This window comes from Stenotrophomonas sp. YJH_SMC_12-1 (assembly GCF_059370935.1).
In genome coordinates, this window is sequence record NZ_JCAFUD010000002.1 from 210496 (window position 1) to 223161 (window position 12666).

The window sequence follows — 12666 nt, forward strand, 5'->3', positions numbered from 1 at the left end:
ACGGGGCGTCTGCCGGCAGGTTCAGGCACTGAGGTGATCACCGCGGTCGAACAGCGCAGCCATTTCCGGCTTGGACAGGAACACCCAGGCATAGGCGGCCAACGCCATGCCCAGTGGTCCAGCCAGCACGCCCAGCCACGCCGCGCGCTGGCACCAGGCCAGCCCGGTGCGATGTGACAGCTTGCGCGCGGTGTGCAGCTGCACGAACCCCAGCACGGCGGCCAGCACGGCGATGGACGCATAGACCGTGGTCAGCATCCAGGCATCCTCCAACCCGCGCGACTGGGCCACCCAGCCGCTGAGGCCGAGGAACGCCACCGCGGCGACCCAGTGGAAACCGGCCAGGGCGTAGAACAGCACTCTCAGTGTCTGCAGATGGCTGGTCAGCTGCAGCTGCGCCAGGGTCTGATGCGGCAGCGGCGGTGGATTGCCGGAGGCGGTCATGCGGTCGCGGCGGGAAGGTCGAAGGCGGCCTTGACCTGCGGGCGCAGCAGGGTGATCAGGCTGAACACCCCCAGCACCGTGCCGACCGGCGTGAACAGGCAAGCCAGGCCAGCCGCGATCAGGCACAGCAGATGGCGACGGCGGCGGGACAGGCAGCGGCCGGCATAGGCCACGAACGCGCCCAGCGTGATGCCACCGAACACGACGACGCAGCCGAGAACGGTGAACACCCAGCCCATCAGGCGCTGTTCCTCCAGCGAGGAGGGCTCGCCGCCGGACTTCATCGGCAGGCTGCCGGTCAACGCGGCGATGCCGATCACGATGTGCAGGATGAAGATCAGCGAGAACAGCACGATCAGGCCACCGACCACGTAGTGTGCGATGGCCAGCATGCGCAGGTGGTCGGCATCCTGCGCGCTGAACAGCGGTACCGCCGCCAGCGGCGGCGGCACGGGGGCGGGCGACAAAGGGGGCGTTGCGTCCATGCGGGGCTCCTGGGTTGCCGGCGTCAGCCGATGTGGACGCGTTCGGCGCCTTCGGCGGTGACCACCTGGCCGATGGCCCAGTGCTCCAGGCCCTGCGCCTTGACTGCATCGGAAACGGCAGCCACCTGGTCCGCTGCGACGATCAGCACGAAGCCGATGCCGCAGTTGAAGGTGCGCCACATCTCGCTGTCGGCCACCGCGCCTTCCTTCTGCAGCCACTGGAACACCGGCGGCAGGGTCCATGACGACGCCTGGATGTCCAGGCCGAGGCCGTCGGGCACTACGCGGATGATGTTCTCGGTCAGGCCGCCGCCGGTGATGTGGGCCATGCCATGGATGGCCTCGCCGTGCGACTTCAGCAGCGACAGGATCGGCTTCACATAGAGGCGGGTCGGTGCCATCAGCGCATCGACCAGCTTCACGCCGCCTTCCAGCTCCAGATCGGCCGGGCGACCGGCGCGGTCGTAGATGCGGCGCACCAGCGAGTAGCCGTTGGAGTGCGGGCCGGAGGAGGCGATGCCGATCAGCACGTCGCCGGCGGCCACGCTGGCGCCGTCCTTCAGCTCGCTCTTCTCCACCGCGGCGACCGTGAAGCCGGCCAGGTCGTATTCGCCGGGAGCGTACATGTCGGGCATTTCAGCGGTTTCGCCGCCGATCAGCGCGCAGCCGGCCTCGGTGCAGCCGTTGGCGATGCCGCCCACGACCGCTGCGGCGGTGTCGATGTCCAGCTTGCCGGTGGCGAAGTAGTCCAGGAAGAACAGCGGTTCGGCGCCCTGCACCAGCACGTCGTTCACGCACATGGCGACCAGGTCGATGCCGATCGTATCGTGGCGGTTCAGCTGGTGGGCCAGCTTCAGCTTGGTACCCACGCCGTCGGTACCCGACACCAGCACCGGCTCGCGGTACTTGTTGGACAGGTCGAACAGGGCACCGAAGCCACCCAGGCCGCCCATCACTTCCGGGCGGAAGCTGCGCTTGACCAGGGGCTTGATCCGCTCGACCAGCGCATTGCCGGCGTCGATGTCGACCCCCGCGTCACGGTAGGTGAGGGGGGAGGGGGCGGAAGACGGGGTGTTGGTCACGGGCGTCGGCGCTGGCAGGGGTTGAACGGGCGATTTTAACAGGCCGCATTGGCGCAAAGGCCGTATTCGGGCAACAATTCCCCCGGATACGTCGAGCCAATGGATGTCCTGATGCGCCGCAGCCTGATTCTGACCCTGCTCCTTGCGCTGAGCCTGCCGGTGGCCACGATGGCCCAGAGCGGCCTTCGCACCGAGGGTGATGTCGCCACCGCCAGTGGCGCGTACGAGGCCGAAGTGCCCGTCAACAGCCAAGCCGAGGCCGATCGCAACGGCGCCCTGGCCCGCGCCCTGAGCGTGGTACTGGGCAAGCTGTCCGGCGACCGCAGCGTGATGTCCCGCCCCGGCGTGGTGCAGGCGCTGCGCAACGCCAAGGACTACGTGGCCAGCTACGACTACAAGCAGGACCAGAGCGTGGGCGCCAGTGGCGCCCCCAGCTTCCGTACCCTGCTGGTGGCCCGCTTCCGCGAGGATGATGTCGACTCGCTGGTGTCGGCGCTGGGCCTGCCGCTGTGGCCGCAGCCGCGACCGAAGCCGGTGCTGTGGCTGGCCGTCGACGATGGCAGTGGCCCGCGCCTGGTCAGCGTGCAGCAGGCCAACGCCGCCCGGCCGTTGCTGAACCGCGCCATCGAGCGCGGCTACAAGCTGGGCCTGCCCAGTGGTGGCGCCGCCGAACAGGCGCTGGCGGGTGCGATCTGGCGCCAGGACAGTGCCGCCGTGGCCCGTGCCTCCTCGCGCTACTCGCCGCCGATGCAGCTGATCGGCAAGTTGTACCGCGCCAATGGCGGCTGGCAGGCGGACTGGGTGTTCGTCGACAACGGCCGTGAACTGAACAAGTGGACCAGCAAGGACGCCAACGCCATGCGCGCGATGGCGGCCGGTGCCGACGGCGCCGCCGATGCGCTGGTCAAACGCTATGCCAAGGCCGGCGCCGCCGTCGGTCAGGCCGGGACCTACCGTGTGGTGGTCACCGGCATCAACAGCGCCGACGACTACCTGCGTCTGGCCGCCGGCCTGCGCGAGGTGCCGGTGGTGCGCAATGTCACCCCCCTGCATGCCTCGGCTGGCCAGCTAGAGCTGAACCTGGAGATGACCACTGGCCTGGCCGGCTTCAACCGCATGCTGGGCGACAACGGCGTGCTGGCGCCGAGCGCTCCGCTGCCGGCCCTGCCCGCTCCGATCGACGACACCGCCGGTACTCCGGTGGCCGCCCCGGTCAGCAACGAGTACCGCCTGCGATGACTCTGACCCCGGAAGCGGAAATCGCGCAGTTCCTGCGCCGCCTGAAATACATCCTGTTCGCCGGCCTGATCGGCTGGGTGGTGTGGCTGCTGGCGCCGATCCTGACCCCGTTCGTGCTGGCGCTGGCGCTGGCCTGGCTGGGCGACCCGCTGGTGGACCGCATCGAGGCCACCGGCCGCTCGCGCATGACCGGCGTGGTGCTGGTGTTCGCGGCGATGGTGCTGGTGATCGTGGCGCTGCTGCTGGTGCTGGTACCGATGATCGAGCGCCAGATCACCACCCTGATCGCGGTTGCCCCGCAGGCACAGGCGTGGCTGATGGAGAAGGGGATTCCCTGGTTCGAGCAGAAGACCGGCCTGGAAGTGATGCAGTGGCTGGACCCGGACCGCCTGATCGAATGGGTGCGCAGCCACTGGCAGCAGGCCGGCGGCTTCGCCACCACGTTCATGGGCTACGTCTCGCGCTCCGGCTTCGCGATGGTGACCTGGGTGGTCAACATCCTGCTGCTGCCGATCCTGGCGTTCTACTTTCTGCGTGATTGGGACAAGCTGGTCGAGCGCGTGGCGTCGGTGATTCCGCGCAACCACATTGGCACCATCAGCGCGTTGGCGCGTGAGTCCAACGAGGTGCTGGGTGCGTTCATCCGCGGCCAGTTCCTGGTGATGCTGGCACTGGGCGTGATCTATGCCGGCGGCCTGTCGCTGGTCGGCCTCAAGCTGGGCCTGCTGATCGGCCTGATTGCCGGTCTGATCAGTTTCATCCCGTACCTGGGCGCGACCACCGGCGTGCTGATGGCGGTGATCGCCGCGCTGGTGCAGGCACAGGGCTTCGACCTGAAGCTGCTGATCCTGGTCGGCGTGGTGTTCACCGTGGGCCAGCTGCTGGAGAGCTACGTACTGACCCCGCGCATCGTCGGCGACAAGATCGGCCTGCACCCGGTGGCGGTGATCTTCGCGGTGATGGCCGGCGGCCAGCTGTTCGGCTTCCTCGGCATGCTGCTGGCGCTGCCGGTGGCGGCGGTGACCAACGTGCTGCTGCGCTACGCGCACCAGCGTTACCGCCAGAGCGAGCTGTACGTGGGCGAGAAGCCGGCAATCGTGCTTGACGGCGTGGTCGATGCCCCCCATATCATCGTTCCGAACGAAAAAGGCCCCGACCTGAAGTGATGGGTGTGCCGCAACTGCCGCTGGCCCTGCATTACCCGCGGGACCAGCGCCTGGAGACCTTCATCGGCGCGCCGGATGGCGCGCTGGCGCAGCTGCGCGCGATCGCGGTGGGTGCCAGCCACGATTGGGTCTACCTGGAAGGTGCGGCGGGCACGGGCAAGAGCCACCAGGCGCTGGCGATGTGTTCCAGCGCCGAGCAGGCAGGGCGCCTGCCGACCTATGTGCCGCTGGCCAGTGCAGCCGGCCGCGTGCGTGCGGCGCTGGATGGGCTGGAGGCGCGTGAGCTGGTGGCGCTGGACGGCCTGGACGAGGTTGCCGGCAACCGCGACGACGAGATCGCGCTGTTCGATTTCCACAACCGCGCGCGCGCTGCAGGCGTGACCGTGCTGTACACGGCGCAGAAGGCGCCGGAAGCGCTGGGCCTGGTGCTGCCGGACCTGCGTTCACGGCTGGGCCAGTGCGTGCGCGTGCTGCTGCAGCCGCTGGATGAGGAGGGGCGGGCAGCGGTGCTGCGCGAACGCGCGCTGCGACGCGGCCTGGCGATCGACGAGGCATCCATCGAGTGGCTGCTGTCGCATACCGGGCGCGAACTGGGTGGGTTGATCACGCTGCTGGACTGGCTGGACCGCGAGTCGCTGGCGGCGAAGCGGCGGATCACCGTGCCGTTCCTGCGCCAGGTGCTGGAAGAAGGCCGGCCCCGCTACTGAGGGTGGGGTTTGTTTGCAGGGCTGCGCCCTGCACCCGCGGTAGTGCCGGCCGCTGGCCGGCAACTTCAACAGCAACGTCCAAAAGCTGGCTTCCTGAGGGGAGGCGGGGTGGCTCAGGTTGCGGGGGACGGCGCAAGTACGTCCATGTAGCCTCGATCGCGCCATCCATGGCGCTCACGCCCCCGCAACCTGAGCCACCCCGCCTTCGACAGGTTCCCGCGATCTGCGGGGACTGCGTACTGCACTGCTGACTGCTGACTGCTGACTGCTGTTGGTGGGTGTCGACCTTGGTCGACACGTGTCTTGCTTGTGGTGGGTGACGACCGTTGGTCGTCACCAGAGCAAGCGCAGCGAAGCGACCCGCTTTTGCTTTTCTTTCTTTCTTCCGTGGCTGGACGCCCACGGAAACTGTCAGAGGCTGGTCGGGTGGGCCATGCAGGGGCGTTGGCGCCATGGATGGCGCCATCGAGCTTACAGGGACGTACTTGCAGCGTCCCCTGCATGGCCCACCCGCCCGGCCAAGCACGGCTTTTGATCTGAGCGACCAGCCACGAGGGGCTCAGCCGTTCGCCGCCAACTCAGCATCCAGCGCACGCAGGCGATCCACGGTGCCGACATCGGTCCAGCGCCCGCGATGGTGCTGCCCGGTCATCAACCCCTGCGCCATGAAATGCTTCTGCAGCGGCACCACCGAGAACTTCGGCGGCAGCCGCTCGCTGCCCGGCGCCTCGCCGATCACCGTGCGCCAGTCGGCCACGATCGAAGGACGGTACACGCCGATGCCGGCATAGGTCAGGCAGGGGCCTTCGCGATCGTGGTGCAGCACCCCCTGCGTATCGAGGCGGTAGTCACCGTGCGGGTGCTGAACCGGATTGTCGACCAGCACCAGGTGCGCCTGGCCCCGCGGCTCGCGCGGCAGCGTGGCGAAATCGAAATCGGTCCAGATGTCGCCGTTCACCACCAGGAACGGGGCATCGCCCAGCACCGGCAGGGCGTTGAGGATGCCACCGCCGGTCTCCAGCGGGGTCGCTCCTTCGTACAGGAAATGCAGTTGCAGGCCCCATTGGCTGCCATCGCCCAGCGTCGCCGGGAACTGTTCGGCCAGCCATGCGGTGTTGACCACCACCTCGCGCACGCCGAGTGCGGCCAGGCGTTCCAGGTGCCAGACGATCAACGGCTTGCCAGCCACTTCCAGCAGCGGCTTGGGCGTGTGCAGGGTCAGCGGGCGCATGCGCTCGCCGAGGCCGGCGGCAAAGACCAGCGCCTTCATCGGGCCACGCGCATCGGTGCACCCAGCCCGGCCAGCGCCGGCTTGATGCGCTCGTCCAGCAGCTGCTGCAGCGGTGCCAGTTCCCGATAGCGCGGCAGCACTTCATCCAGATAGGTGATGAAGCGCGGTGCGTCGTCGAGGTAATGGCCCTTGTTGTCGCGGTAACGCAGCCGGCAGAACAGGCCCAGGATCTTCACGTGGCGCTGGATGCCCATCCAGTCGGCATCGCGCAGGAAGGTGGCGCGGTCGGGCACCGGCAGGCCGGCGTCGCGGGCACGCTCGTGGTACTGCGCCAGCCACTCGTCCACACGCTCCAGCGGCCAGCTAAGGAACGCGTCCTTGAACAGGCTCATCGCGTCGTAGGCGATCGGGCCGCGCACCAGGTCCTGGAAATCCAGCACTGCGGGACCATTTTCGACCGGCATCAGATTGCGCGGCATGTAATCGCGGTGGGTCATCAGCTGGGCCTGGCCCAGCGCGTTGTCCATCAAGCGGCGGTGTACCAGCTGCAGCCCTTCGATCTCGCCACAGTCCAGCTCCAGGTTCAGGTGGCGCTGCAGGAACCATTCGTCGAACAGGCCGGCATCGCGCTGCAGCAGCGCCTCGCCAAACTGGCCGAAGTCGGCCGGCACCGGGATCGCCTGCAGGCGCAGCAGCTGTTCGATCGAACGGCCGAACCATTCATCGGCGTTGCGCTCGTCGAGGATCCTGGCCAGGGTCGGGCCGCCGAGATCTTCCAGCAGCAGGAAGCCGGCATCCAGATCCTGCGCCAGCAGCATGGGCACGCGCAGGCCGTTGTCGTGCAGCAGGCCGCGCATGCGCAGCCACGGCCTCGGATCTTCCAGCCCCGGCGGGGCATCCATCACGATGTGGCTGCCGCGCGTGCTGGTGGTGCGCCAGTAGCTGCGCATGCCGGCATCGACCGAGGCGCGTTCGACCACCGCGCTGGCATCATCGAGCTGGGTACGGGCCCACTGCAGGCGCTGCGCGCTGCGCTGGGGATCGGAGGCGGGTTCGGTCATGCAGGCATATCCGGGCGCGCCGGGCGCGCCAACGTCGGGAACAGGAAGGGAAGGAGGGACGGGGTCAGCGACGGCCGCTGAACAGGCGCAGCACGGCCAGCACGGCCACCGCACCCACTACCGCACCGAGGAAACCGGCCGGCTCACCGGGGGCGTACCAGCCCATGTACTGGCCGAACCAGCCGGCCACCAGGGCGCCAAGGATGCCCAGCACGATGGTCAGCAGGCAGCCCATGCGGTTGTTGCCGGGCATGAAGAAACGCCCGAGCAGGCCGACGAAGAAGCCGACCAGGATGATGTAGAGCCAGCTGCTGCTGCCGAACAGACCATTCATGCGCGCGATTTCCACCAAGGGTGGACGCAGCCTAGCAAGGCCAGGCTGCGTCCGTCACGGGTGCCGGATCAGCAGCAGCCGTGGTCGCCGTGGCGGGTGCCGCTGTCGGCAGCCACCGGCGAACCGCTGGTCTCGCCGCGCAGGCTGGCTGCGTAGTGCTCGCTGATCACCTTGGACACGCAGGCGGTGACCTTCTTGCCCATGGGGATGTGCAGGAACTCGTTCGGGCCGTGCGCATTGGAGTGCGGGCCGAGCACGCCGGTGATCATGAACTGGGCACCGGGGAACTTCTCGCCCAGCATGCCCATGAACGGGATCGAGCCGCCTTCGCCCATGTACATCGCCGGCTTGCCGAAGAAGGTTTGACTGGCGTCGTCGATGGCCTGGGTCAGCCACGGCGCCATCGCCGGGGCGTTCCAGCCGGTGGAGGCCTTTTCCAGGTCCAGGCTGACCTGCGCGCCATTCGGCGGGTCGCGCAGCAGCGCTTCCTTCAGCAGCTCGCCGCAGGTCTTGCCATCGGCCGTCGGCGGCAGGCGCAGCGACAGCTTCACCGAGGTCTGCGGGCGCAGCACGTTGCCGGCCGATTCCAGCGGCGGCATGCCGCCGACGCCGGTGACCGACAGCGCCGGGCGCCAGGTGCGGTTGAGCACCAGCTCGGTGAGGTCCTCGTTCATCGGGCGCAGGCCGTCGACCATCGGGAACTTCTCGAAGATCTCGGTATCCACCACTTCGGCGGCGCGCTTGGCCTGTTCCAGGCGCTCGGCCGGGATCTCGACGTTCATGCCGTCGATCAGGATGCGGCCGGTCTCCTGGTCCTCGATGCGCGAGAGGATCTGGCGCAGCAGGCGGAAGCTGGACGGGATCACGCCGGAGGCATCGCCGGAATGCACGCCTTCGTTGAGCACCTTCACGGTGAAATTGCCGCCGGTCAGGCCGCGCAGCGAGGTGGTGCACCACAACTGGTCGTAGTTGGCGCAGCCCGAATCCAGGCAGACCACCAGCGACGGCTTGCCGATGCGGTCGGCGAGGTGGTCGACGTAGGCTGGCAGGTCGTAGCTGCCCGACTCTTCACAGGCTTCGATCAGCACCACGCAGCGCGCGTGCGGCAGGCCCTGGGCCTGCAACGCCAGCACGGCGGCCAGCGAGCCGAAGATGGCGTAGCCGTCATCGGCGCCGCCGCGGCCATACAGCTTGTCGCCGCGCAGGACCGGGGTCCACGGGCCGAGGTCGTCGTCCCATCCGGTCATTTCCGGCTGCTTGTCCAGGTGGCCGTAGAGCAGGATGGTGTCGTCGCCGGTCTCGGCGCCGGTGGCCGGAATTTCCAGGAAGATCAGCGGGGTACGGCCTTCCAGGCGCACCACTTCAACCTTCAGGCCGGGCAGCTGCTGGGCCCTGGCCCAGTTCTCCATCAGCGTGACCGCCTGTTCCATGTAGCCGTTCTGCACCCAATTGGCGTCGAACATCGGCGACTTGTTGGGAATGCGGATGTAGTCGACCAACTGCGGGACAATCTCGCTGTCCCACTTGTCATTGACGAATTGGCCGAGCTTGGCGCTGTCCATCTGAAACTCCGGTTGCATGGGCTGATGCGGCCATTCTACGCCTGTGCCACGGGTAGGGTTTTTCCTACATCACGTCGGGTATTTGGCTGGCTTACGGAAATCCGGGAAACCGATAGGCTGTGTGCATGTGGTGACGGACACTGTTCCTACCGACGGGATTGCCGGTCGGGGCGGCCAGAATCACAAGGAGATACACGTTGTGCCTTGGTTTGTCGTGTTGAGGGCACTGGTGCTGGTCATGGGGATCGCTGGGGCGCATGCCGCCGAACCGATCGACATCAACCGCGCCGATGCCCAGGCGCTGCAGCAGGGATTGACGATGGTCGGAGCCGCCAAGGCCGAGGCGATCGTCGAGCACCGGCGCAGACACGGCCCGTTTCATCGCGTCGAGGACCTGACGCAGGTGAAGGGGATAGGGAAAGCAATCGTCGAACGGAATCGACAGCGGATCACCGTAGGCAACAGGTTGTTGCCGGCGGATCCGGTACCCGGATCGGTACCGGTGCGAACCGTACCGAGGCGCTGACAGCAGGAATCGTCGGAACCGGCAGGAAGCTGGTTCAGCGGTCACGGACAGGACGGCCGTGACCACCGACCGCCGCAGGACGCGGCACCAATCACCAGGATGGTGGCATCACAGACCTGTGGAAGGGGCTGAGATACAAACAGGACAGACGCGGCCGCGTGCAGGATGCAACGCTACCCCCACAGCGCAGGATGCGAGGGGGCGGCAGCAGGCCGACAAGGACGTAACGATTGCCCGGTACGACACATGGCTGTGTCGCCGGGCAGTTTCATTTCCGGCGCCTGGTTTTGCCGCGGCCACCACGGGCCGATGGTGTACGGTGGCCGCACCGCATGGAAAGGACCCCCGCTGGATGCTCCCGCGCCGCCCCACCACCCTGATGCTCGCCCTTGCACTGGCCCTGCCGCTGCTGGCCCATGCCGCTGCGCCGACAGCGGCTGCCAAGCCCACGGCTGCCGCAGCCAGCAGCGCTGAAGTGCGCGGGCCGACCGACCTCAAGCCGGGCGAATACCTCTGGCATCCGGAAATCTCGCCGACCGGCCCGATCGTGCTGGTGGTCAGCCTCGATGAGCAGCGCGCCTACGTCTACCGCAACGGCATTGCCATCGGCCTGACCACGATCAGCTCGGGCAAGGCCGGGCACGAGACGCCAACCGGCGTGTTCACCATCCTGCAGAAGGACAAGGACCACAGGTCCAACCTCTACAACAGCGCGCCGATGCCGTACATGCAGCGGCTGACCTGGGACGGCATCGCCCTGCATGGCGGCAGCCTGCCCGGGCATCCCGCCTCGCACGGCTGCGTGCGCCTGCCGCAGGCCTTCGCGCAGAAGCTGTTCAGCGAAACCCAGCGCGGCGATACCGTGGTCGTGGCCGATGCCAAGAGCTCACCGATGACCCTGGCCTATCCGTCGGTGCTGGCGCCGGTGAACGCGCGCGGCCAGGCCCTGCCGGAGGCCGAGGGCGGAGCCCCGGCACAGGCCTGGTGGGACGACAGCGCGGCGCCGGCCGGGCAGGTCGGCATCCTGGTCAGCCTGCACGACCAGCGCCTGTACGTGCTGCGCGATGGCGTGATGATCGGCGAGTCGCCGCTGAAGGCTGACGCCCTGCCGGCGTTCCAGGGCACCACGCTGTTCGTGATGGGGCAGGGTTACAGCGACACCCCCAGCCCGCTGGACGTGAACCAGCGCCTGCACCAGTGGACGGCCTACCCGTTGCTGGGCCAGGACCGTGCCCAGGCCACGCCGGACCTGCTGGCCACGCCCTCGCTGCCGATGGCGCTGCCGGCCGATTTCGCCCGCCAGCTGTACCAGGTGCTGGTGCCGGGCACGACCCTGCTGGTGACCTCGCTGCCGGCGGTCCGCCCAAGCCCGGCTGAATCCGGAATGCAGCCGGTCTTGGAATCCGAGCCGCCAGGGTCCACCCTCAAGGGCTACTGAGTCCCTTCGTTGTGCCCATGACTGCATCCCGCCTGTGCCGGCTGGCCGCGTTCGGCCTGCTGGCGACCTCGGCCAGCGCCCCGGCGCTGGCACAGACGCCCGCCCTTGCCACCAGCGCCGATGATCTGGCTGCCCTGCTGTCGCGCAGTGCGCCCAAGGCCGACCGCCACGTGTTGCAGCTGGCGGCGCACGCCATGCGCTGTGCGCTGCAGCGGCCGGAACTGGGCATCAATGGTGATCGCCTCAGCGTGATCGACTATTCGCGCCCGTCCACCGAGCCGCGCCTGTGGGTGTTCGACCTGGCCCACCAGCGCCTGCTGTTCGAGGAGTGGGTGGCGCATGGCCGCAACAGTGGCGAGAACCGCACCGAGCACTTCTCCAACCGCGATGGCAGTTTCATGTCCAGTCTCGGCGCGTTCACCGCGCAGGAGACCTACATGGGTGGCAATGGATATTCGCTGCGCCTGGCCGGGCTGGAACCGGGCTTCAACGACCGCGCGCGTGACCGAGCCATCGTCATCCATGGTGCGCCATACGTGAACCCGGCTGCCGCGCAGCTGCAGGGGCGGCTGGGCCGCAGCCTGGGTTGCCCGGCGGTGCGCCTGTCGGTGGCCAGGCCGCTGATCGATGCGTTGCGTGGCGGCACGATGGTGTTTGCTTACTACCCCGACCAGGATTGGCTGAAGCACTCGCAGCTGCTGGCCGGCGGGTGCGGTGGCCAGGGCACGCTCGCCACGCGGTGATGCACGACGGCGCGCGGCATGATGCAATGCGCCGATGAACATCGACTCCCTGCTGCACACTCCGAGCCAGGTGATCTCCAGCCTGGACTACCGCCGCGAACGTTGGCGCAACGGACTGGGCTGGACCCGCGAGATCCTGCGCCTGCCCGCGCAGGGCGATGACTGGGCGCTGCGCCTGTCGGTGGCCGAAATCGAACAGGATGCCGCGTTTTCTGCCTTCCCCGGCGTGGAGCGCGAACTGGTGTTGCTGCAGGGCAATGGCGTGCGCCTGCGCTTCGGCGATGGACGCGTGGCGGAAGTGCTGCCGCCACACGGACGAGTGCGGTTTGCTGGTGAGGAGACACTGCACGGGGAACTGGTCGATGGCACCACCCACGACTTCAACCTGATGTGGAAGCGCGAGCTGCTGCAGGCCGAACTGCTGCACCGGCCGCTGGTGGGCGCGATGTTCTTCTTCTGCGAACCGGGCGTGGCCTGGGCGCTGCATCTGCTGGCCGGTCAGGCGGAGTTTGGTGCCGACAGCGGGCAGCCGGCGTTGCAGGCGGGCGATACCGCATGGTTGGCGGCCGGCGAACGTCAGCGGCACGCATTGCAGGGCGGTGGCGAGTTGCTGGCGATACGGGTCAGTGCAGCAGCGGGATGATTCCT

Annotated in this window: 14 protein-coding genes; 7 read left to right on the plus strand and 7 right to left on the minus strand. The window is 68.1% G+C overall.

Annotation, left to right across the window (positions count from 1 at the left end; genetic code table 11):
* Window positions 1–21: 21 nt before the first annotated feature.
* From AC5P8Y_RS04515 to purM, 3 genes are read right to left on the minus strand one after another with little or no spacing between them, the layout of a single operon-like run.
* Window positions 22–444 carry a hypothetical protein gene (locus AC5P8Y_RS04515; RefSeq protein ID WP_111188179.1) on the minus strand — a complete coding sequence of 141 codons (423 nt, stop codon included), beginning with the start codon at window positions 442–444 and terminating at the stop codon, window positions 22–24.
* Entirely contained in the window at window positions 441–929 is a 489-nt protein-coding gene (locus tag AC5P8Y_RS04520) for a hypothetical protein (RefSeq protein WP_150359536.1), read from the minus strand. Before AC5P8Y_RS04520 ends, AC5P8Y_RS04515 begins: the two co-directional genes overlap by 4 nt.
* Window positions 930–952: 23 nt before the next feature.
* Window positions 953–2011, minus strand: coding sequence for a phosphoribosylformylglycinamidine cyclo-ligase (gene purM, locus AC5P8Y_RS04525; protein WP_322534789.1), 1059 nt, complete (start codon window positions 2009–2011; stop codon window positions 953–955).
* Window positions 2012–2110: 99 nt separating this feature from the next.
* Here purM and AC5P8Y_RS04530 point away from each other — a divergent pair, with 99 nt between their 5' ends.
* Genes AC5P8Y_RS04530 through hda form a run of 3 tightly spaced genes read left to right on the plus strand, consistent with a single transcriptional unit; the run spans window position 2111 to window position 5123 of the window.
* Window positions 2111–3250, plus strand: coding sequence for a DUF2066 domain-containing protein (locus tag AC5P8Y_RS04530; RefSeq protein ID WP_495201843.1), 1140 nt, complete (start codon window positions 2111–2113; stop codon window positions 3248–3250).
* Window positions 3247–4416, plus strand: a complete 1170-nt coding sequence (locus AC5P8Y_RS04535) for an AI-2E family transporter (protein WP_005408407.1) — start codon at window positions 3247–3249, stop codon at window positions 4414–4416. Before AC5P8Y_RS04530 ends, AC5P8Y_RS04535 begins: the two co-directional genes overlap by 4 nt.
* Window positions 4416–5123, plus strand: a complete 708-nt coding sequence (hda, locus tag AC5P8Y_RS04540; protein ID WP_329771670.1) for a DnaA regulatory inactivator Hda — start codon at window positions 4416–4418, stop codon at window positions 5121–5123. The genes AC5P8Y_RS04535 and hda overlap by 1 nt, the downstream gene beginning before the upstream one ends.
* Window positions 5124–5682: 559 nt before the next feature.
* Here hda and murU read toward each other — a convergent pair.
* From murU to AC5P8Y_RS04560, 4 genes are all read right to left on the minus strand, one after another.
* The gene (gene murU / locus AC5P8Y_RS04545; protein WP_033835551.1) at window positions 5683–6393 is read right to left on the minus strand and encodes an N-acetylmuramate alpha-1-phosphate uridylyltransferase MurU; all 711 of its coding nucleotides are present in this window, start codon (window positions 6391–6393) and stop codon (window positions 5683–5685) included.
* A complete protein-coding gene (locus AC5P8Y_RS04550; RefSeq protein WP_033835552.1) occupies window positions 6390–7415 on the minus strand; it encodes an aminoglycoside phosphotransferase family protein in 1026 nt (341 codons plus the stop codon). Before AC5P8Y_RS04550 ends, murU begins: the two co-directional genes overlap by 4 nt.
* 64 nt (window positions 7416–7479) lie before the next feature.
* A complete protein-coding gene (locus AC5P8Y_RS04555; protein WP_005408411.1) occupies window positions 7480–7749 on the minus strand; it encodes a GlsB/YeaQ/YmgE family stress response membrane protein in 270 nt (89 codons plus the stop codon).
* Between the two features lie 68 nt (window positions 7750–7817).
* Window positions 7818–9311 (minus strand): M20 family metallopeptidase, encoded by a 1494-nt coding sequence (locus AC5P8Y_RS04560; protein ID WP_033835553.1) that lies wholly within the window; start codon window positions 9309–9311, stop codon window positions 7818–7820.
* A 199-nt stretch (window positions 9312–9510) separates the two neighbouring features.
* Here AC5P8Y_RS04560 and AC5P8Y_RS04565 point away from each other — a divergent pair, with 199 nt between their 5' ends.
* The 4 genes from AC5P8Y_RS04565 (at window position 9511) to AC5P8Y_RS04580 (ending at window position 12661) form a co-directional block, all read left to right on the plus strand.
* Window positions 9511–9837 (plus strand): ComEA family DNA-binding protein, encoded by a 327-nt coding sequence (locus AC5P8Y_RS04565; protein WP_024958219.1) that lies wholly within the window; start codon window positions 9511–9513, stop codon window positions 9835–9837.
* Between the two features lie 352 nt (window positions 9838–10189).
* Entirely contained in the window at window positions 10190–11275 is a 1086-nt protein-coding gene (locus tag AC5P8Y_RS04570) for a L,D-transpeptidase (protein WP_495201844.1), read from the plus strand.
* 17 nt (window positions 11276–11292) lie between these two features.
* Complete coding sequence (locus AC5P8Y_RS04575; RefSeq protein WP_005408415.1) at window positions 11293–12018, plus strand: murein L,D-transpeptidase catalytic domain family protein; 726 nt, start codon at window positions 11293–11295, stop codon at window positions 12016–12018.
* Between the two features lie 34 nt (window positions 12019–12052).
* A complete protein-coding gene (locus tag AC5P8Y_RS04580) occupies window positions 12053–12661 on the plus strand; it encodes a HutD/Ves family protein (protein ID WP_495201845.1) in 609 nt (202 codons plus the stop codon).
* Window positions 12662–12666: the final 5 nt, after the last annotated feature.

Bases quoted from the DNA above. Each gene is read 5' to 3' on its own strand.
- AC5P8Y_RS04555 (WP_005408411.1), bottom strand. From the start codon at position 7,749: ATGAATGGTCTGTTCGGCAGCAGCAGCTGGCTCTACATCATCCTGGTC.
- AC5P8Y_RS04515 (WP_111188179.1), bottom strand. From the start codon at position 444: ATGACCGCCTCCGGCAATCCACCGCCGCTGCCGCATCAGACCCTGGCG.
- AC5P8Y_RS04570 (WP_495201844.1), top strand. From the start codon at position 10,190: ATGCTCCCGCGCCGCCCCACCACCCTGATGCTCGCCCTTGCACTGGCC.
- AC5P8Y_RS04580 (WP_495201845.1), top strand. From the start codon at position 12,053: ATGAACATCGACTCCCTGCTGCACACTCCGAGCCAGGTGATCTCCAGC.
- AC5P8Y_RS04550 (WP_033835552.1), bottom strand. From the start codon at position 7,415: ATGACCGAACCCGCCTCCGATCCCCAGCGCAGCGCGCAGCGCCTGCAG.
- murU (WP_033835551.1), bottom strand. From the start codon at position 6,393: ATGAAGGCGCTGGTCTTTGCCGCCGGCCTCGGCGAGCGCATGCGCCCG.
- AC5P8Y_RS04560 (WP_033835553.1), bottom strand. From the start codon at position 9,311: ATGGACAGCGCCAAGCTCGGCCAATTCGTCAATGACAAGTGGGACAGC.
- AC5P8Y_RS04520 (WP_150359536.1), bottom strand. From the start codon at position 929: ATGGACGCAACGCCCCCTTTGTCGCCCGCCCCCGTGCCGCCGCCGCTG.
- AC5P8Y_RS04530 (WP_495201843.1), top strand. From the start codon at position 2,111: ATGGATGTCCTGATGCGCCGCAGCCTGATTCTGACCCTGCTCCTTGCG.
- hda (WP_329771670.1), top strand. From the start codon at position 4,416: ATGGGTGTGCCGCAACTGCCGCTGGCCCTGCATTACCCGCGGGACCAG.
- AC5P8Y_RS04535 (WP_005408407.1), top strand. From the start codon at position 3,247: ATGACTCTGACCCCGGAAGCGGAAATCGCGCAGTTCCTGCGCCGCCTG.
- AC5P8Y_RS04575 (WP_005408415.1), top strand. From the start codon at position 11,293: ATGACTGCATCCCGCCTGTGCCGGCTGGCCGCGTTCGGCCTGCTGGCG.